The organism is Lysinibacillus sp. UBA5994 (assembly GCF_002429725.1).
GTDB classification, from domain to species: domain Bacteria; phylum Bacillota; class Bacilli; order Bacillales_A; family Planococcaceae; genus Lysinibacillus; species Lysinibacillus capsici.
On sequence record NZ_DJAU01000057.1, the window covers coordinates 1 to 20004 of the forward strand.

Here is a 20004-nt window from a genome sequence, read left to right on the forward strand (position 1 = left end):
AAAAGTTAACTGAAAATACATTGCCTAGAAAAACACTTCCTATACAACTTAAATAGAGCCTCTTCTATTAAGAAGTAGGCTCTATTTTGTGTCGAGGATACTTATTTACCACATGTAACGCATGAATAATCTCTTTATTAATACGCTCAATGTTTCCAGGAGTATTCATTTCTTTAAATGCCTCATCTCTAGCTTCCATAGATGTAACATACTTACTTGGCAATGCATTTAGTGTAAGTGCCACCGTGTCTAATTCACAGATTTCGCATTTACAAAATGTTTGATATTCTGGTCCTCGTAGTAAAAAGCTTACTAAACCACGCACAATTTCTTCTGTAACATTTACTAAAATAGGATCTGACATATTCAAACTTTCGCCTCATTTATATTTAATTGTTACATTACTCCTGAAACTATAATAGCCTTAAAAAAAGTCTTTTTCAAGAATCACAAGTAGCATCTATTCACATAAAATCCCTTGTGTCAAAGCAAGATTAATTTCCTACCTTTTCAGATTGTTCTACACCTTACTTACTACTTTTTTGCTCTAATTAGTCTTAATGAATTAAACACAACTAATAGTGTCGCACCCATATCGGCAAAAATTGCTATCCATAATGTTAACCAACCAGGTATGACAAGTAGCAATGCAATTAATTTTAAAACTAGGGCAAATATAATATTCTCTTTAATGATACGTAATGTTTTTCTGCTCAATCCAATAGTGTAAGGAAGCTTTGTTAAATCATCACCCATTAAGGCAATATCTGCTGTCTCAAGAGCTGCATCTGTTCCTGCTCCACCCATGGCAATTCCTACATTTGCAGTGGCCAATGCTGGTGCATCGTTTACACCATCTCCAACCATTGCTACAGCACCAAATTGTTTACGTAAATCCTTAATCGCCTTTAATTTTTCTTCTGGTAACAAGCCAGCGCGCACATCTGTCATCTTTAATGAAGTAGCAATGGCTTGCGCAGTAGGCTCTGCATCGCCTGTTAACATCACCATATGCTTTACTTTTAAGGCATTTAATTTGTTCAATACATCCTTGCTTTCATGACGTAATTGATCAGCAATTGCAACCAGTCCAATAAGTTGATTATTCGAAACAGCTGCTACTACTGTTTTACCCTGTTCTTGCAGATTCTTAACCTGACTTTCTATGTTTTGATCTACAGAAGTTAATGAAGTAGCCCATTTCATGCTACCTACATAAATAATCTGATTATCAACGGTAGCATAGGCACCTTTTCCTGTTACTGATTGGAAATTTGTTGGTATTAGCTCAGATAATTTTTTATCGTGTAATCTATTTAAAATTGCTTTAGCTAAAGGGTGCTGTGACTGTTTTTCTACCGCTGCCACTAGTTGTAACACATAGTCCTCTGACCAGTTTTCAGTCGTTACGATATCTGTTACTGCTGGCTGCCCCTTCGTTAATGTTCCTGTTTTGTCAAAGGCAACAGCTTCAATATGTCCTAGCTGCTCTAAATGAACACCACCTTTGATCAGTACACCTTGCCTTGCTGCATTACCAATGGCTGTAACAATGGCGACGGGCGTAGAGACGACCAGTGCGCAAGGACATCCTACTACTAAAACAGCTAGCCCTTGGTAAATCCAATGCTGCCAATCACCTACTATTAAAGGTGGAATTACAGCTACTAAAAAAGCAATAACCATAATCGCTGGTGTATAATACTTTGCAAAGCGATCTACAAATTGCTGAGAAGGTGCCTTTTCTGCTTGTGCTTCTTCCACTAGATGAATTATTTTAGCGATAGTAGTATCTTCTACACGCTTTGTCACACGTACTTCAAGAGCACCCTCTTCATTTAAAGTCCCAGCAAATACTTCATCATTTACTGTTTTATTTACGGGAATCGACTCACCTGTAATAGCTGCCTGATTGACTGCAGACAACCCACTAATGACTATGCCATCCATCGCAATCTTTTGCCCAGGCTTTACAATCAAAATATCTCCTATTTCTATATCCTCAGTAGGTAACTCAACCTCATGGTAGTGTTCACCGTGGGCTCTTTTGATAATCGCTGTTGGTGGAGCGATATCCATTAATTGACGAATAGATTGACGTGCCTTATCCATTGAATACGCTTCAAGTGCCTCACTCACAGCAAATAAAAATACGACCACTGCCGCTTCTTCCCATTCACCGATAATAGCAGCTCCAATGATGGCGATTGTCATAAGCGTCTTCATATCAAATTCAAAGCGAACTAAATTACGGAAGCCTATTTTAAAAATACCCACTCCACCCACAAGGATAGCTATAATGAACATGGAAATCGGTAGCGGGCTCGATTCCCCATTCATACCCGCAAATAGATAACCTAGAATGACAAAAAGCAATGAAATTCCTGCTAAAACGTTTTCCTTTTTACGATAAAAAGGTGTAGTATTTTCAAGTGCTTTTGCTGCCGATTGTGTAACCTTAATGCCATCAAAGGCACCTGCTTCTTCAATTTGGTCTACACTAATAGCACCGATTACTGTAATTTTAGAAGCACCAAAATTCACTTGTGCATCCTGTACTTCTGGTATAGCCTTTACGTTTTTCTCAAACTTTGCAGCACAACTAGCGCAAGATAAATTTTGCAATCTGTATTCTTGTTTAATTGGCGTCGTTGCCATTCGCAATCCCCTCTTTCGCATGTTCGTAGGCAATTGTTACAATTTGATATACATGCTCATCCGCTAAAGAGTAATACATTTGCTTACCTTTGCGGTGTGATCTCGCTAAATTATTATCTTTCAAATATCGTAAATGATGGGATGCTGTAGCAACTGAAGAACCAATAATAGTTGCAACATCACAAACACATAGTTCATCTTCCACCGTTAAAGCATAGGCAATTTTAAGTCTAGTTTCATCAGATAACGCTTTTAAAAATTTGGCTACACCTGATAAATCAGGCATTTGTTGTTTCACCTTTGTGACTGCTTCTTCATGTACATGCGTCACCTCACATATTTCTTTCGGCATTTTTCTCACCTCATTCAAATATTCGTTTGATTGTTTTCAATGTAACATATTATTCCATCATATTCAAACGAATATTTGAATGTTAGGATGTATATCCTTCAATAAAAAAAGTTAGCGCACTTTCTGTACGCTAACTCTTTTATTACTTCGCTATTAATTGTAATGTTTTCCCTTTTATCTCTTCCTGTTTAATAAATGTTTGATGGTAATCACCATTTGCCCAATCCAGCACCTGATCTTGATACCAATCAGATTTTACATGACCACTTTGACCAGGACCAACAATATGATAGGCTGAGCTTAAATCACCTACATCCACCACAAAACGCCAAGATGCACCGTGATCTACATTACCAGCTAAATCATTATCTGCTGCTTGTACGGTAACTTTTGATCCACCAATAGGAACCTTTTTAGCATTAAAATAGGCTGCAAGAATAGGCGATGCACTTCCTAGTGTATGGTCAAAAGTAAGCTGATGGTAATCACCCCATTGCCATTTCGAGGAATTTTTTCCGAATTGATCTTCTAATTGTGCAATTGTTAGCTCAAATGCCTTGTATATGGTTTCATCAATGCCACCCTGCTCCTCAATCCAAATGCTTTTCTCTCCTGAATAGGCTGTACGTAAGAGCTGGTCTGTAATATTAAACTTCCCATACATGATGCCATACATATCTTCAGGCATTTGATCTTTAAACAAAACTTCCTGTAGCTTAATCATTAATGTATGGAACACAAGTGGTGCACCTGATTCCTTTGCGTCTACCATATCCCACTTCTCTAGCATGGCTATAATCTCGGCATACTTCCCATCCTGATCTTTTTCTTTTAAAGATGTTAATAAATCAGGCAGAAATTCTCTCGCATAGAGGTTGTGCTGATCCATTTGCAAAGCCATCATATCTTCTACTGTAATCGCATCATTTGCCTCTAACACTTCTTTAATTCTTTCGAAACGATAAGGTTGCGCCCAGAAATCAGTTATGTGATAAGGGTAGTCCTCTCCTATTACTTGGTTATTTGCCGTTGCAATAAAACCTTCTTTTGGATTTACTAGAGTTGGTAATTCATCCCATGGGATAAAGCCCTCCCAGCCATAGTCACTCGAATCACCTGGAACTGGTAATTGGCCCTCACCTTGCTTACGAATAGGTATTTGACCATTAGCTTTATAGGCAATCGTACCGTCTTTTGATGCAAATACAAAATTTTGTGCTGGCGCTTTAAAGTCTTCTAATGCTTTTTCGAAATCACCCCAAGTTTTTGCCTTATTAAAACCAAGCACTGCTCTTAGTTCAGCTGTCGGTTGTAGTGCTGTCCACTGCATCGAAAATTGTGCGGTTGGCTCTGTATCTTTAAAAGCTAAATCTGTCATTATAGGGCCGTGACGTGTAACAACGACTTCAAAATCTACCGTTTCTCCATCTTTTACCTTAATTGATTCGTCGCGTACCTCTGCTTGTTCCCACTTTCCATCGTATCGAAATTGTGTTGGATTATCTGGATTTGGTATTTCAATATATAAATCCTGTACATCTGGACCCACATTGGTTACCCCCCAAGCAATTTCATCATTATGGCCTAAAATAATACCTGGAATCCCTGCAAAGATAACGCCACTAACGTTTTGCTGTGGTGATTGCAGATGCATTTGATACCAAATAGAAGGGGTGCTTAACCCTAAATGTGGGTCATCTGCTAAAATAGGCGTTCCTGATTTCGTTTTATCACCTGAAACTACCCAGTTATTACTTCCGTTAAATTCGTTTGGTAACATTTCCGCACTGAATTGCCCAGCTACCGCTACAGGATTTTGGATATTGGCCTCGATAATCGCCGAAGCATTTTCTGGATATTTAATAAATAATTCTTTTGCCTTTTCTTCATCAAAATTCTGTAGTGCCCAATGACGAAAAGCTAACGTATTCCAATTTCCACCCAGATCATAGGCCATATATTTTCCAATGGTTAAGGAATCAACAACTGTCCACTCCTCAGGCTCATAGCCTAACAAAGCGAATTCATAGCTTAGTGTATTGCTTTCCTTTGCCTGTGCAATAAAAGCATTTACTCCTTCAGCATACCATTCAAGTACTTGTTTGCTTTCGTCATCATAGGCAGCTAATGACTTCTCTGCAGCATCTCGTAAGCTAAATGTACGGAAATGTTTGTCGGTATTAACCGTTGCTTCTCCAATAATTTCAGATAATCGACCACTTGCCTGCCTTCGTGCTAAGTCCATTTGAAATAGTCTATCCTGTGCTTGGACATAACCTTGTGCACGATACAAATCCGCATCTGTTTTGGCAAAAATATGCGGAACCCCTTTTTCATCTCTCGTGACTGTCACATCCTGATCCAGAATAGTAACAGCTAATTCACCATCAATCACCGGCTTAGATTTATTCATAAACCATGTAAATCCAATAAAAGCCACAAGAGCCAAAGCAGCTATTATCCCAGCTATGACAATGAGCCACTTTTTCCAATTAAACTTTCTCTTCCCCACTGAATAACCCCCTTTTTGCACTATATTCCCGTACTACCTTCCCAAACCCGCTTTGAAACGCAAAATTTTTTAGCGAAATTTCTTATTTTATGTATATAAAATTGTCTCTAAATACAAAATTTTATATTTATCCGCTATTAGAATAGTATAATCAATAGGAATTATGAAGGCTACTGAGTAATGTTAAAAATTCGTATGTTCATAGAGGTATAATGATTCTATAGAGTATATTTTCTTTTATCTTCTCTCGTGGAGCGGACTTATATGGTGGAAGCGGATTCCCACATGATTGGAGCGTTCTTCCCTACTTTAGGGCGGGTTCCCATGTGATTGTAGCGTCTACTCCTCACTTTGAAGGTACCCCCCTGGCATTGCCAAATCTCACATTTTTAAAAGTCACCTTATTAAGTTACAAATACAAAAAATCGTATTTCCATTTAGAAAATACGATTTAAGTACTAGCATTGTAATTGCAATTCAATTGGACAATGATCACTGCCCATAATGTGTGGGTGAATTGTTGCGCTTTCAATTTGTTCCTTCAATTGATTGGATACAACAAAATAATCGATACGCCAACCAATATTACGTTCACGCACTTTATTCATATAGGACCACCATGTGTAGTGGTCAGTTTCCTCGGGATGCTTGTATCTAAAAGAATCTACAAAACCGCTTTCCAATAACGCTGAAAATTTTGCTCTCTCTTCATATGTAAAGCCCGAATTTCCAATATTAGATTTTGCATTTTTTAAATCCATTTCCGTGTGTGCAACATTTAGATCACCACAATAAACCACTGGCTTCTGACTATTTAGTTCTTGTAAATAGCTAGCTAAACGATCCTCCCATTGTAAACGTAATGGTAACCGCGCTAAATCACGCTGTGCATTTGGAGTATAAACATTTACTAAATAGAAATTCTTATATTCTAATGTTATAATTCTGCCTTCATCCTGAGAATCTTCGGCGCCCACTCCATACTTAACAGACAATGGCGTGTGTTTCGTGAAAATTGCTGTTCCAGAATACCCTTTTTTCTGCGCGTAATTCCAATACTGCTCATAACCTTCGATAGAGAGCTCAACTTGTCCAGCCTGACATTTTGTTTCTTGGATACAAAAGAAATCTGCATCTATTTGATGAAAGAACTCTAAAAAGCCTTTACCTAGACATGCTCGTATCCCATTAACATTCCATGATATAAATTTCATTTTATCCACACTCCTAAAAAAACGCCCTTCGGCTTATGCGAAGGGCATCCTATTATAGATCGTCACCAACAATTTTGACTTCCGTCTCTAATTCAACGCCAAATTTTTCTTTCACTACACGTTGAACCATTTGGATTGTCTTAATATAGTCTGAAGCAGTAGCATTTCCTTTGTTGACAATAAATCCTGCATGCTTGGTAGAGACTTCAGCATCACCAACACCTTTACCTTGTAGGCCACTATCTTGAATAAGTTTTCCAGCAAAATGACCAGGTGGGCGTTTAAATACACTTCCAGCAGATGGATATTCTAAAGGCTGTTTTGATTCACGTTGGAAGGTTAAATCAGCAATCTTCGCATCAATTTCCTCCTGTACGCCAACCGCTAATTGAAATTCAGAGGACAGCACATAATAACCCTTTTTGGCAATAATGCTTTGTCGGTATCCTAGCTCAAGGTCTTCTTTACCTAATATTAAAATGTCCCCTTCTTTTGTTAACACCTTCGATGAAACAATAATATCTTTAATCTCACCGCCATAGGCACCTGCGTTCATAGCCATTGCTCCGCCAATTGATCCAGGAATACCACATGCAAATTCAAAACCTGTTAAGGATGCTTGCGCTGATAGCTTTGATACATCTTTGATCAGTGCACCACTTTGAGCATATACATGCTCACCAGTAATACGAATCTCATCTAAGCGTGAAAATGTTACAACGATTCCTCTATGACCGCCATCTCGAACAACCATATTAGATCCGTTACCTAACATTAATAAAGGAATATTATTTATATATGCATAGCGAATAACGGATGCCGCCTCTTCTTCTGTTTCAGGAAGAACAAAAACATCTGCTTTGCCACCTAATTTTGTCATTGTGTATTGCTGTAATGATTCATTTAACTTAATATTGGCAGGATTAATACTTTTTGCTAAATCCATCGCCCATTGTTCTTTTGTCATGAGAGCTAATTCCTTTCTAACGTCCTTCTTACTCTACACCAGTATGGATTTAGAACCCCAATTTGACAAGTAAAATGAAGGGTATTTTTATCTCATATTAAAAGACAGGTAAGACCTGTGCAGAGATGATGAATATTATAAAGAAAATTGACAGTCATTCCAAGTGTCGTTTTTAGGACACTATTTCATTGTATTATCTAGTAAAATAATCCATTCACCCTAGAGCCAACTACTTGCCCATGTTTCGATATTGCGGATAGCACCTTCAAGTGCCTGACCTTTATCTGTTAATGAATACTCAACGCGTACCGGTACTTCTGAATATACTTTACGTTCAACAAGCCCCTCTTTTTCAAGCTCCTTTAAACGTTCTGATAATAAACGTCCACTGACAGGTAGTGCAGATTCGATTTCATTAAAGCGCTGTGGTCCATCTAGTAATTGATATAATATTAACCCTGTCCATCGTTTTCCGATTAAATCCATTGCTTTAGCTAAACGAGGACACAAAGTTGTCTCATTCATAATTTTTCACCTCTATGTAACTATTGTAACGATTAATGCACTAAATGTAAATTTGAAGTAACTTATTTACGTAAAATAATCTATTAACTTTTATATATTTAATTACAAATAGTAACTCATAATTTCAATGTTGGACATATCTAACAAGGGAACATAAAATGTCTTAGACTAAACGCTATCTTAATAAAATGCACATATTTCCAATAATATGCCTATTCGATTTTAAATATGTTCTGTTTCATGTTCACAGATTACACTTTTATAGAGGGAAATACTTCCACATTTATAAAAAATTCATTGAATATGCGATTTGTTTACTTTATCATTCGTTGTAGAATGCTGTTTTAGGAGGTTTTCAAATGAAAAAATATGCTATTGATTTCAGTCATTCAACGATCGGGTTTTCCGTAAGACATATGATGATTTCTCGTATTCATGGTACGTTTGAATCGTACAGCGGTGAAATAGTTACATCCAATATCGAACAAATGCAGGATGCAAACATTTCTATCACGATTACAGTGGCTAGTGTCTCCACCAAGAATCATGATCGTGATGTCCACCTTGTGTCTCCTGACTTTTTTGATGCAGACGTCTATCCAAAAATAGTATTTACCTCTACATATATTGATAAACTTGATGATAAAAATTTTGCTATTCATGGGGATTTAACCATCAAAAACATAACAAGACCTATCGTATTTACAACAGTATATACAGGAAAAGGTGTGAATCCATGGGCACAAGAAGTTTTTGGCTTCCAAGCTAAAGCCCAAATTGATCGTCGTGATTTTAATCTAGTCTACAATACCTTTTTAGAAACAGGTGGTGTATTGATTAGCGATGAAATAGACGTGATAGTAGATCTTGAATTAAATCCTCTTTAAGTATTGTTTCTACCTTAAAGAAAGGGAGGAATTTATGTTTTGGTTTGATAATGATTTTTTATTTGGCTCTGCTTTTATTACCATCATCTTCTTTATTGTTTTTGGGAGCATAGCCTTTATGATTGTAAACGGTATTATCACTTGGTCTAAAAACAACCGTTCACCAATATTAACGGTACCCGCTAAGGTTGTGACAAAGCGTACGAATATACGTGGGGGATCTAACAATACTGGGGCATCTACGTCCTACTACGTTACGTTTGAAGAGCAAAACGGAGAACGGCATGAACTAAAGATGAATGGCTACGATTATGGTCAGCTTGTAGAAGGTGATCTTGGCATTTTAACCTATCAAGGTACACGGTATCATTCATTCAACAGACATAAAAAAGGAGAGTAGCGATTATCGTTACTCTCCTTTTCCTATTCTTTTATTTAATTAAATATTTAGCAAATCCAGCTTCTGTATCTTCTAAATATTCAATACCACTACCTGCTGGTATGAACTTTTGTGCATCTTTTGCAGATAGGTAGATAACCTTTGTATTGGCTGGGAACGGTACAAATGACCAGTTATTATCCGCAGCTGGGTTAATTGTTTTATTCGCCATAATATAATCTACAACAGCTTGTCGATTTTCATAAGCATAGTTAGTTATGTTAGAGCCTTCTGCATTTTTAAATGTCGCCCCATATGATCCACCAACACGATAATTGTTTGTAATGATGATGAATTCTTGTTTTAAATCGATTGGTTTACCATTATATTGTACATTCTTAATACGATTTGCCTTTTCATCAGTAAGATTACCGCGGCGGTCATATTTTGCTGGCGATGTGACATCAATTTGATATGTTAAGCCATCTAACACATCAAAGTTATAAGAACGTGCTTCTGCATCGATAATATTTTGCTCTTCTGTTTTAGTCGGATCAATTGTTGCGAAAATACCAGCAGCCATCTCTAACCACTCGATTGCTTGTGCGCCTGTCACTTTAATCGTAGCAACAGTATTGTCATAATGATAAATGTCGGCCATATTTTTAATAGCAAGCGGTCCTACAGGAATATTTGTATAATCTAATGGATTATTACGTGATCCTGCTTTGAAAGGTGCTCCTGCTGAAAGAATTGGTGTCTTTTCATCAGCCGTACCCTTTAGCTCTTGTTCGATAAACCATTTTTGAGCTTGTGTTACGATTTGAATGGATGGATCATCTTGCACCATTGAAAAATAACTATGGATTGGTGCAGTTGTTTCTCCAACAGGCTGACGGATATACGTTAATGTGCCATCATGTGCCTCTTTAATAGCCTCTAAAACCGTTGTGGATGGTTGTAAACCTTCTTGCTTGATCGATTGCAATGAACCTTTACCATCTACCACTACCCACTCTGATCCTTGTTGTTCTAGTTTTAAATCAATTACACCAAGATGACTACCATAGCTACCTGCCATAACAGTAGGAACACCATGAATTGTACCCTTTTCTTGGTCAACATCTTTCAAATCCTTATAGTCACCAGGGAATGTTAAATGAGAGTGTCCTGTAATTAAAGCATCAATACCATCAATTTCTGCTAATTGGTAACCAACATTTTCAGCACCCTTCACATAAGTATCTTCACCTATACCTGAATGTGACAGAACGACAATCACGTCTGCTCCAGCATTTTGCATTTCTGGTACTACCTCTTTCACAGCTTCGACTGGCTCTTGCATTTCAACTTTACCTGCTAAATGAATGGCATCCCATTCAACAATTTTCGTTGGAACAATCCCTGTTACACCAACTTTAAGTGTATGTTTTTTGCCTGAACTATCTACCACTTCTTTATCAAGAATGACATAAGGTGTAAACATACGCTCTTTTGTTTTTGCATCATAGGTATTAGCATTTACGACTGGATACTTTGCATCGTTTAATACTTCATCTAAAAAGTCTAGACCATAATTAAATTCATGATTTCCTAAAGTTCCACCATCGTATTTCAATGCATTAAGTGCAGCAATAGCTGGATGAACTTCACCTGGCTTTAAAACACTTTCTAATGCTTTATATGAGCCAAGTGGTGTGCCTTGAATTAAATCACCATTATCAAATAGTAATGTGTTTGGATTTTTAGCTCTTGCTTGCTCAATTAGTGTTGCTGTATTAGCTAACCCAAGCTCTGATGATGGAGCATCTAAATAGTAATTGTAATTAGCTAAATTGGTATGAATATCTGTTGTCCCTAAAATCTGAAGATCAACTGATACACCAGTTGAAGGTGCTTTGTATTCTGCTACAAAGCGCTCCACAATACTCTCCATCTGTTCCTTTGTCACATAGTCACGAGGACGAATAGTATTATCCTCAAATGCTTGTAAAATGTTTGCTGCAACAGCATTCGCTAAATCTTGTTTATATGCCGTTGCAATTTGATCTGCATCCTTAAATTGCTCTAAAACTTTGAGGGAAGCGTTTTCACTAACAAGTCCACGAGCAGAGATAACAAATGCTTGCTGACGTGTTAATTTGTCATCTGGGCCAAATGTCGTTGCTGTTTTCCCTTTAATAAGTTTTAATTGAACAGCTTTTTCTACATAAGGTGCTAAATCCTTAGAGACATCGTTAAAGGCAAGCGAAGAGCCGTCACCCATCTCTACATCTAAATTTTCTACTAATTCTTTTACATAATCTGCGCGTGTTACATCATTGGAAGCAGCATCAGCAGAAATTCCAAATGGTATAAACGCGAAAAGGACTAGTAACGTCGCCAAGAAATTAGTTATTAATTTCTTATTCATACAACAACCTCCTTAATAATCTAGTATTTTCCTACAAATTCTATTATATTAAAACCATTCTAATTTTTACTGAATATATAGTCCTAATTATATGTATTTTTAAAAGAATGGTTAATTACTTTCCCTCCAAATCATAGATTTCTACCATTCTTTATTTTTCTATTAAATAGGATGTTAGTAAATGTAAATTCAAAATAATTAGTTACTGTCAATATGTCCGACCTCCATACCACACCATACATCTGTTAACAAAATAAAAAAAGCCCTCCCAAAATTGAGAGGACTTTTAATAAAAAATAATTTTTATGCATTCACAGTTTGTAGTGATTGAGCAACCTTTTTCACTTCTTCTAGGCCATTTGCAATAATTTCTTGCGCTTTATCTGGTGAAGCATTGTGACCTTCAATAATCACTTCTTCAATAACTTCCATCCCGAATACGCCACCTACTACGTTTTTAATGTAGTTTACTGACATTTCCATTGGTTGAGCTTCAGGTGATGAATAGTAGCCACCACGAGCATTTAAAATAATCGCTTTTTTGTCAGTCATTAAGCTAATTAATTGACCATTTTCGCCATATTTGAATGTGAATCCTGCTTGGTATACATAGTCAATAAATGTTTGTAAAGGTGCTGGAATTGTTAAGTTCCATAGTGGGAATGCAAATACAACTAAATCAGCTGCAGTTAATGCATCCATTGCTTTTTGTTTTGCAGCTAATAGACGTGATTCAATGTCTGTTAACTCTCCACCATTTTGTACTTTACCAAAAGCATTGAAAAGATCTTGTCCAAAATAAGGCATATCTTCTGCAAATACGTCAAAAGTTGTTACGTTGGCACCTTGTACATTTTCCATGAAAGTATCATACATTTTTGTTGAAATACCGTCTGGACGGTTGTTAGCTTTTACTACTAAAACGTTCATTATATAAAATCTCCCTTAAATTTCAAAATCTAATATCTCGAATTCAAGATATGTGTTTATCTTAAAAAATTTCATCTAAAATGTCAATGCTACTTGCCTCAGACTTTTGACTGAAATATTCTATCTTTCATCCATTCTAACAAGAGGAGTTGAAAGTCTTACTCCTCTCTCTAGTAAGCTAAAATTTACAGTTATCGTCTGTACAAATACCCGCATCACCTGTGCCAGCCATCTTTAGTGATGGTTGTAAGCCCTCTTCTTCAGCAACTTTACGCAATGTATCCTCAAATACCTCCTGCGGTTGTGCACCTGAAATACCATATTTACGGTTTAAGACAAAGAACGGTACCCCTCGTACACCAAGCTGGAGACCTTCTTGAATATCCGCTTCTACCTCATTTTTATAACCATCATCAGCAAGAACCTTTGCAACTTCTTCACGCTCTAGGCCCACTTTCTCAGCTATCTCTAATAAAACATCATCTTGACCGATACGCTTTCCTTCAATAAAATGACTGTGTAAAAGTGACTCCACTAGAGCTGTAACATCTCCCTGTTGTTCAGCCCATTTTACAAGCCGATGTGCTTTTAGCGTATTCTCTTCCATCAAATTGCTAAAATCGTAGTTTAGCCCTACTTCTTTCGCACGCTCTGTTACACCCACTGTCATTTCCTTTGCCTTCTCTAAGGACATTCCATATTTCTTTGCCAATGATTCATAGACAGTACTATGCGAATCTATTGGAGTAGTTGGATCTAGTTGGTAGCTTTTATAGACAAGCTCCACCTGCCCCGAATAGCCAGTATCCTCAATCGCTTTCTCTAATTGTTTTTTACCAATATAACAAAATGGGCATACATAGTCAGACCAAATTTCAATTTTCATTTCATACTCACTCCTTTTGCTACATTGTAGCGATAGTTGAAATCACAAGGCAATTTTAATGCCTCACTGCATAAATTTTCAAGTTCTTCTACATACTGAACACAAAAACAATGTGAGGTTTCTATATGACACAATCTCTTTGGCTTGCTACAACTGAGTCTGTCTCTTTATCTTCTCTTACTTCCTCAACAACATGCGATGTATGTATAATCGGTGGTGGCTTAACTGGTTTATATACTGCCTATACTTTAGCAAAAGCAGGTGTGGATGTAGTTCTTCTCGAAGCAAATACCCATTTTGGTCACGGTACGACAGGGCATTCAACAGGAAAATTAACAGCCCAACATAGCATTGTCTATGCAAATCTTTTAGAAAAATTATCTTTGGAAGAGGCACAGCTTTATTATCAACTGAATCAACAAGCCATTGATAAAGCTAGACAAATACTCCCACCAGACAGGGTTCGTTCGGTGGATTCACTGTTATACTGTCAAACAAAAGAAGGCTATGCACAATTATTAAAAGAATGGAATGCCTATAAGGTTTTAAACATTAAGTCTAACCTTACCTCTGACACAGAGCTCCCATTCCCTATTACAAAAGCTTTATGTATGACACAACAAGCACAAATAAATCCTGTTGAAGTAAGTAATTTTCTTGCGAAAGAGGCGCAGAAGATGGGCGCAAAACTTTATGCAAATACCCGTGTTCAGCAATTAAACATATCACAGAATAACTTATATACCGAAAAAAATATGTCGGTTCAATATAATAAACTTATTTTATGTTCGCATTATCCCATTGAAGCATTTAAAGGACTTAAACTTTTTAAATTATCCAATAGTCGCTCCTATATGGTTGCAAGTAAAACCTCTGAGACTATGCAAGGTCAATATTTATCAGTTGATTTTCCTTCCCGTTCAATACGGACTGCCACGATCAATCAGGAAAATTATTTAGTCTTAGGAGGGGCGAATCATATCGCTGGCGAGACCGTTCATACTGAGCCATATTATGAGGCCATTTCCAGTGAAATGAAGGAGCATTTTGAACAACAGCCACTTTATCGATGGTCAGCCCAGGATATAGAAACACCTGATATTGTCCCTTATGTTGGGAGAATTACAAACTCCTTACCTAACGTATTAATTGCCACTGGCTATCGAAAATGGGGAATCTCCAATTCCTTTGTCGCAGGTGATATCTTATCGTCTCTTTTAACAGGCTCAAAGATTGAAGAAGGTGCTATCGCTCTTTATTCACCATCACGTACTAAATTCGGTGCCCAATTCATGCAAATGCTGAAAGTAGGAGGCTTTGTTGCCAAGGAATATATAGCTGGGTATATGAGGAATGCCACTGCTCCAACCTGTACTCATTTAGGCTGCAAAACAAAATGGAATGAAGCTGATGAAACATGGGATTGTCCTTGCCATGGTTCCCGTTTTAACGCTAAGGGTGAGGTGCTTGAAGGCCCTGCTGTACAGCCTTTAAAACTTGATTAAAAAAAGAGGCTGTCTAAATAGACAACCTCTTTTGTATTTTTTATTTTAGAGCTTCTGTTAATACTGGAACAATTTGTTTCTTACGAGAAACAACACCTGGTAATACAACACGGTTATTGATAAGATCAGCACCGAATCCTTTTGCTGCTGCTTCTGCTACTTGCCCAATTGCAACAGCTGTTGAATCATTATTTAAAATGTCAGTCACAACGAAGAAGAATAGATCTAAGCCATTTTCTGCAACATTTTTATTGAGTAGGATTTCTAACTCCTCTTGACGATTAAGAACATCATTAACATCAACTGCATTAACTTGAGCTACAACAGATTTGTACTCACCAAATTGGAACTCTTTTGCATCTAATGATAATAAATCTTCTAATGATTTATCAGATAAATCAGCACCTGCTTTTAGCATTGCTAAGCCATACTCTGCAATTTCCACACCAGCAATTTTTGCTAGCTCTTCACCAGCTTTTACATCTTGCTCTGTGCAAGTCGGTGATTTGAATAATAATGTATCTGAAACAATTGCAGATAACATTAAACCAGCAATGTTCGCAGGTATGTCTAAACCGTTTTCGCTAAAAATTTTCTTAAGAATAGTAGCCGTACAGCCTACTGGTTCTGCACGATAATATAGTGGATCAGCTGTTTGGAAGTTGGCGATGCGGTGGTGATCAATTACCTCTGCAATTTGCACTTCCTCAATACCGTCAGCCGATTGTTGGAATTCATTGTGGTCTACTAGAATAACTTTGTCCGCTTCACCAACTACAGAAGAGATTAAACGAGGCGCTTCAAAGCCAAATTTATCTAATGCAAATTGAGTTTCATTATTAACATCTCCAAGACGTACAGCCTCAGCTTCTTCACCAATTTGTTGTTTTAAATAGGCATATACAATTGCAGACGTGATTGTGTCTGTATCTGGGTTTTTATGTCCAAAAACTAATACTTTACTCATTGAATTAATTCCTCCTAAAATGGCACTTACATTTATATTTTATTTTATCATACCTTATAGCCTGACAAGTGATAAAGTGAAACTTTGGAACAATTTCGCCTCAGCGTATTTGCCATTGACCTTCACTCTCGAAATAACATACAGGCTTAATTGCGGTTAACCTGTATTATGCAAATATAATGATAGCGCTCTAAATACATACTTTTCAAATAAGATATCTATATTATAACTAGCTTAAGCTGCTATGTATACTTTTAATAGGTCTAATTACTTCTATAAAATTCTCTATTTTTACCAACCTATTTTTAACATTCAATAGTAAAAATGCCTCTTTTTTATAAAATAATTAGTTTATATAGATATTTAGTTGGGTTTTCATATTTAAGTCATCATAATTTTATGCTATCATCAGGTAGTCTATATTTTTGGATATTCAGGAAATGGGGATTACGATGACGAAGAAGATAGAAAAAAAGTACATTCCTTTAGCTAACTATTTTGATGTAGCTTTACAACAAGAAATTACTTTATCCTTTGGTGAATTAGAAAACATTATGGGACAAGCATTACCGAACGCTGCCTACTTAAATAAAAGCTGGTGGAAAAAAACTAAGCCCCCTCTCTCACATTATTTATCATGGACAAATGCAGGCTATTATGTCATTGATGTTAAACTAGGTTCTAGTGTATCTTTCTCACGTACGCAAATGAAGTCTACCGAAAACAACACTTCTAATAGTGAGGAGAATTCATCTGCATACATAATACGAGGAATTGAAGCATCTGATGCTAGATCATTCATTCATTTACAAGAGGAGATTTTTCAAGAAACTGACTTCATGTATAATGTTCAAAACGAGCTAGATCTCACGGTCCAACAACTTCGTAAAAATTTAACCTATTGGAAGCAATTAAAAAACCGTACTATACTACTTTGTGTACTAAACGGAATTTTTGCGGGTTATGCGGTTATTCATGGATATAAACAATCTAAAGCTAGACATGTTGCCTCTATTCGTTTAGCTGTGAAAGAAGAGTATCAACAAAAAGGTATTGGCTCCGCACTGATGAAAGCTGTTGAAAGTTGGTCTAAACAACATGATATTTCTCGTTTAGAGTTATCTGTTATGGAGCATAACAATGTAGCTTTACACCTCTTTACAAAGCTAGGATTTCATCAGGAGGGCATTCGAAAAAATGCCATTAAATTAAATGATACTTATATTAATGAATATAGCTTGAGTAAAATTCTATAATTCACTTTTCCTAGATGTCTAAATACTATTTGGACATCTTTTTATATAGAAAATTTCAAAAAAATACGCATAGATAGTGTGTTTCAACAACTATCTATACGTAGTTACATTAAAATACCTGCTTTTCTCTAATAGCATCTAAGAATAATACATTACTTTCAACTTGCTCATACAATTGCTGATATTTATCATAGTGGTCTTTATCCTGGCTTATCATTTCCTCTATCAACGCATGCAAAAATGAAATCAAGACTGGGGCAATGTCTAGAGAAGAATGATTCTTGGTACCGAGGGTAAATAATGCACTGGCATATTCTCGAATAGGCGAAAATGCAGAACCTGTAATGGCAATAATTTTCACTTTCTTTACCTTTGCAATTTCAACAATCGTTTTAATATCCACAATCTGTTTATCAAAAGATAGTACAATTAAAGTCGTATGTTCGCCCATACTGTTTATTTGATTCACTAAATCATCTGAGTCTAAACGAAGCTGCTTAATATTAGCACGAAGTGTTTTCAATGTATTAGATAGCCAATTTGCAACAGATGCATTGTGACGAGTACCTAGAATATATATATTGTCTGCTTCATGCATCCATTTTGAGCATTTTTGGATCTGCTGATCGTTAATCAAATGAATTGTTTCTTGAATATTTTGGCTATCTCGTTGCATCACCTTACCAAAGCTAGAATTAGTCAGCTTCTTAGCAGTATATGTAGGCTGTAGATTTGCACCTACATCTTGAGACATAATAAAGCCTCTAACTTCCTCTTGTAGTTCTACATACCCTGACAAATCCATAGCATAACAAAATCGAATCACGGTTGATTCACTTACATTAGCCAATCTGCCAACCTCTGCTGCTCCATTAGCAATCACTGTTGTGGGATTATCCATTACAAATTGTGCTACTTTACGCTGGCCCTTTGACAGCCTTACAAACCTTTTCTTTATATCTTCATGAATACTCATTCCTAACAACCTTTCTTTCAATGACCTTATCACGAACGGGAGATTGTTTCCTACTGACTCAAAATTCGATTAAAAATACAGTATCACGATTACAATTTGAATACAATGACTTTTCTGAAAAATCTTCATCGCATTAACCTGCTAATAAAACAATTTGATTTACTCTTTAACCATTTTATATTGATTTGTCATTTTAACAAATAAGTCAGTAAAATCGAATAAAAATTAATAAAAACTCATTTTTATGTATTATTTAAGCGAAATCAGACAAAAATGTCCTAGATCAATTCTTTGATCCAGGACATTCTATTTCATACTATTCTAATTCAAGCTGCTTCGTTTCCTTACCAAGGAAGATGACCCCTACAACACCGATAATAATCGCTCCACAGAAAATGGCAAAGATAAAACCTATATCATAGCCTGCCGTTAATAAAAACCCAACGAGCAACGGCCCAAAAATACCACCAATCCGTCCAACCGCTGCTGCCATACCAGCACCTGTTCCACGTATAACCGATGGGTATTGTTCGGGTGTATAAGCATATAATGCTCCCCAAGCCCCCAAGTTAAAGAAAGATAAAAACATCCCTGAAGTTAACAATACGGCTAAAGTATCTGCATTTCCAAAAATATAAGCACTCGCTGCTGTACCAATTAGATAGGAAACAAGGACAAACTTACGCCCAAACTTTTCTATAAACCAAGCGGCTGTAAAGTAACCTGGTAATTGAGCTAAAGTCATGATCAAAACATATTTAAAGCTTGTAATCATGTCAAAGCCCTTCCCTACCATCACACTTGGCAACCATAAAAACATGCCATAATACGAAAATACAACCGTAAACCATAATAGCCACAGCATAAATGTAGAACGAGCATACTTTTTTGACCAAACCTCTTTCATATTTTGACCAATGCTCCGTTTTTTCGCTTCTTCCTTCACCGTAAATTGAGGTGAATCTGGCAAATGCCAACGAAGATAAATAGCATAAAACGCTGGAAGTGCTGTTAGTATAAGGGCTACTCGCCATCCCCATGTGGGAATAACAAAATACGAAATAAGTGCCGCTATTAACCAACCTGCTGCCCAAAAGCTTTCAAGTAATACAACCACACGACCTCTTTCTTTGGCAGCCACACTTTCAGATACAAGTGTTGAAGCTACAGGCAATTCTCCTCCTAGCCCCATCCCTACTAAAAACCGTAAAATTAAAAATGCAGTTAATGTTGTTGTAAAAGCGGATAAACCACTTGCAATAGAAAAAAGGACAAGTGTCCACATAAATATTTGCTTGCGACCTACTTTATCAGCAAACACACCAAAAAACAGAGCTCCTACAGCCATCCCGATAGAATTTATACTACCAATCCAACCAGATTGACTTGGTGATAGTCCCCACTCAGCGGCCAATGCTGCAATGACAAAGGATAATATACCAACGTCCATTGCATCGAAGAGCCACCCAACCCCCGCTACACCCAATAACTTATTTCTGGAAATGGATTGCTGAGGTTTCTTTGTTACTACTGTATTTATTGTCATTCTAACCACCTGTCTTTACACATGACTTTAC

17 protein-coding genes are annotated in these 20004 nt (G+C 36.7%); 4 read left to right on the top strand and 13 right to left on the bottom strand.

Annotated elements, in window-relative coordinates; genetic code table 11:
- Nucleotides 1–67 precede the first annotated feature (67 nt).
- From B3D98_RS18855 to B3D98_RS18885, 7 genes are all read right to left on the bottom strand, one after another.
- On the bottom strand, nucleotides 68–364 hold the full coding sequence (locus B3D98_RS18855; protein ID WP_369700627.1) for a late competence development ComFB family protein: 297 nt from the start codon (nucleotides 362–364) through the stop codon (nucleotides 68–70).
- Nucleotides 365–534: 170 nt separating this feature from the next.
- On the bottom strand, nucleotides 535–2658 hold the full coding sequence (locus tag B3D98_RS18860) for a heavy metal translocating P-type ATPase (protein WP_066038024.1): 2124 nt from the start codon (nucleotides 2656–2658) through the stop codon (nucleotides 535–537).
- On the bottom strand, nucleotides 2639–3010 hold the full coding sequence (locus B3D98_RS18865; protein ID WP_054549600.1) for an ArsR/SmtB family transcription factor: 372 nt from the start codon (nucleotides 3008–3010) through the stop codon (nucleotides 2639–2641). The genes B3D98_RS18860 and B3D98_RS18865 overlap by 20 nt, the downstream gene beginning before the upstream one ends.
- Before the next feature lie 142 nt (nucleotides 3011–3152).
- Nucleotides 3153–5522: a penicillin acylase family protein gene (locus B3D98_RS18870; RefSeq protein WP_083225398.1), complete on the bottom strand. Its 2370-nt coding sequence runs from the start codon at nucleotides 5520–5522 to the stop codon at nucleotides 3153–3155.
- A gap of 458 nt (nucleotides 5523–5980) precedes the next feature.
- Complete coding sequence (locus tag B3D98_RS18875) at nucleotides 5981–6736, bottom strand: exodeoxyribonuclease III (RefSeq protein ID WP_281217145.1); 756 nt, start codon at nucleotides 6734–6736, stop codon at nucleotides 5981–5983.
- A 52-nt stretch (nucleotides 6737–6788) separates the two neighbouring features.
- Nucleotides 6789–7703, bottom strand: a complete 915-nt coding sequence (gene murB / locus B3D98_RS18880) for a UDP-N-acetylmuramate dehydrogenase (protein WP_048394238.1) — start codon at nucleotides 7701–7703, stop codon at nucleotides 6789–6791.
- Between the two features lie 219 nt (nucleotides 7704–7922).
- Entirely contained in the window at nucleotides 7923–8228 is a 306-nt protein-coding gene (locus B3D98_RS18885; protein ID WP_004231981.1) for a winged helix-turn-helix transcriptional regulator, read from the bottom strand.
- A 359-nt stretch (nucleotides 8229–8587) separates the two neighbouring features.
- Between B3D98_RS18885 and B3D98_RS18890 the strand changes: the two genes are divergently transcribed.
- Nucleotides 8588–9115, top strand: coding sequence for a YceI family protein (locus B3D98_RS18890; RefSeq protein ID WP_048394236.1), 528 nt, complete (start codon nucleotides 8588–8590; stop codon nucleotides 9113–9115).
- Nucleotides 9116–9149: 34 nt separating this feature from the next.
- Nucleotides 9150–9515: a DUF2500 domain-containing protein gene (locus B3D98_RS18895; protein ID WP_004231978.1), complete on the top strand. Its 366-nt coding sequence runs from the start codon at nucleotides 9150–9152 to the stop codon at nucleotides 9513–9515.
- Nucleotides 9516–9546: 31 nt separating this feature from the next.
- On the opposite strand, the gene B3D98_RS18900 is transcribed toward B3D98_RS18895, so the two are convergent.
- The 3 genes from B3D98_RS18900 to B3D98_RS18910 form a co-directional block, all read right to left on the bottom strand.
- On the bottom strand, nucleotides 9547–11907 hold the full coding sequence (locus B3D98_RS18900; RefSeq protein WP_288585257.1) for a bifunctional 2',3'-cyclic-nucleotide 2'-phosphodiesterase/3'-nucleotidase: 2361 nt from the start codon (nucleotides 11905–11907) through the stop codon (nucleotides 9547–9549).
- Between the two features lie 303 nt (nucleotides 11908–12210).
- Nucleotides 12211–12837: an FMN-dependent NADH-azoreductase gene (locus B3D98_RS18905; protein ID WP_048394231.1), complete on the bottom strand. Its 627-nt coding sequence runs from the start codon at nucleotides 12835–12837 to the stop codon at nucleotides 12211–12213.
- A gap of 178 nt (nucleotides 12838–13015) precedes the next feature.
- The gene (locus tag B3D98_RS18910) at nucleotides 13016–13723 is read right to left on the bottom strand and encodes a DsbA family oxidoreductase (RefSeq protein WP_269897931.1); all 708 of its coding nucleotides are present in this window, start codon (nucleotides 13721–13723) and stop codon (nucleotides 13016–13018) included.
- A gap of 125 nt (nucleotides 13724–13848) precedes the next feature.
- On the opposite strand from B3D98_RS18910, the gene B3D98_RS18915 reads away from it, so the two are divergent.
- The gene (locus B3D98_RS18915) at nucleotides 13849–15228 is read left to right on the top strand and encodes an FAD-dependent oxidoreductase (protein WP_279493281.1); all 1380 of its coding nucleotides are present in this window, start codon (nucleotides 13849–13851) and stop codon (nucleotides 15226–15228) included.
- Nucleotides 15229–15268: 40 nt separating this feature from the next.
- Here the strand turns inward: B3D98_RS18915 and B3D98_RS18920 are convergent, their stop codons facing one another.
- The gene (locus B3D98_RS18920; protein ID WP_054549605.1) at nucleotides 15269–16195 is read right to left on the bottom strand and encodes a manganese-dependent inorganic pyrophosphatase; all 927 of its coding nucleotides are present in this window, start codon (nucleotides 16193–16195) and stop codon (nucleotides 15269–15271) included.
- Nucleotides 16196–16647: 452 nt separating this feature from the next.
- On the opposite strand from B3D98_RS18920, the gene B3D98_RS18925 reads away from it, so the two are divergent.
- The gene (locus B3D98_RS18925) at nucleotides 16648–17451 is read left to right on the top strand and encodes a GNAT family N-acetyltransferase (protein WP_048394306.1); all 804 of its coding nucleotides are present in this window, start codon (nucleotides 16648–16650) and stop codon (nucleotides 17449–17451) included.
- 109 nt (nucleotides 17452–17560) lie between these two features.
- Here the strand turns inward: B3D98_RS18925 and B3D98_RS18930 are convergent, their stop codons facing one another.
- Entirely contained in the window at nucleotides 17561–18427 is an 867-nt protein-coding gene (locus B3D98_RS18930) for a MurR/RpiR family transcriptional regulator (RefSeq protein WP_066038016.1), read from the bottom strand.
- A gap of 316 nt (nucleotides 18428–18743) precedes the next feature.
- Entirely contained in the window at nucleotides 18744–19973 is a 1230-nt protein-coding gene (locus tag B3D98_RS18935) for an MFS transporter (RefSeq protein ID WP_054549607.1), read from the bottom strand.
- Nucleotides 19974–20004: the final 31 nt, after the last annotated feature.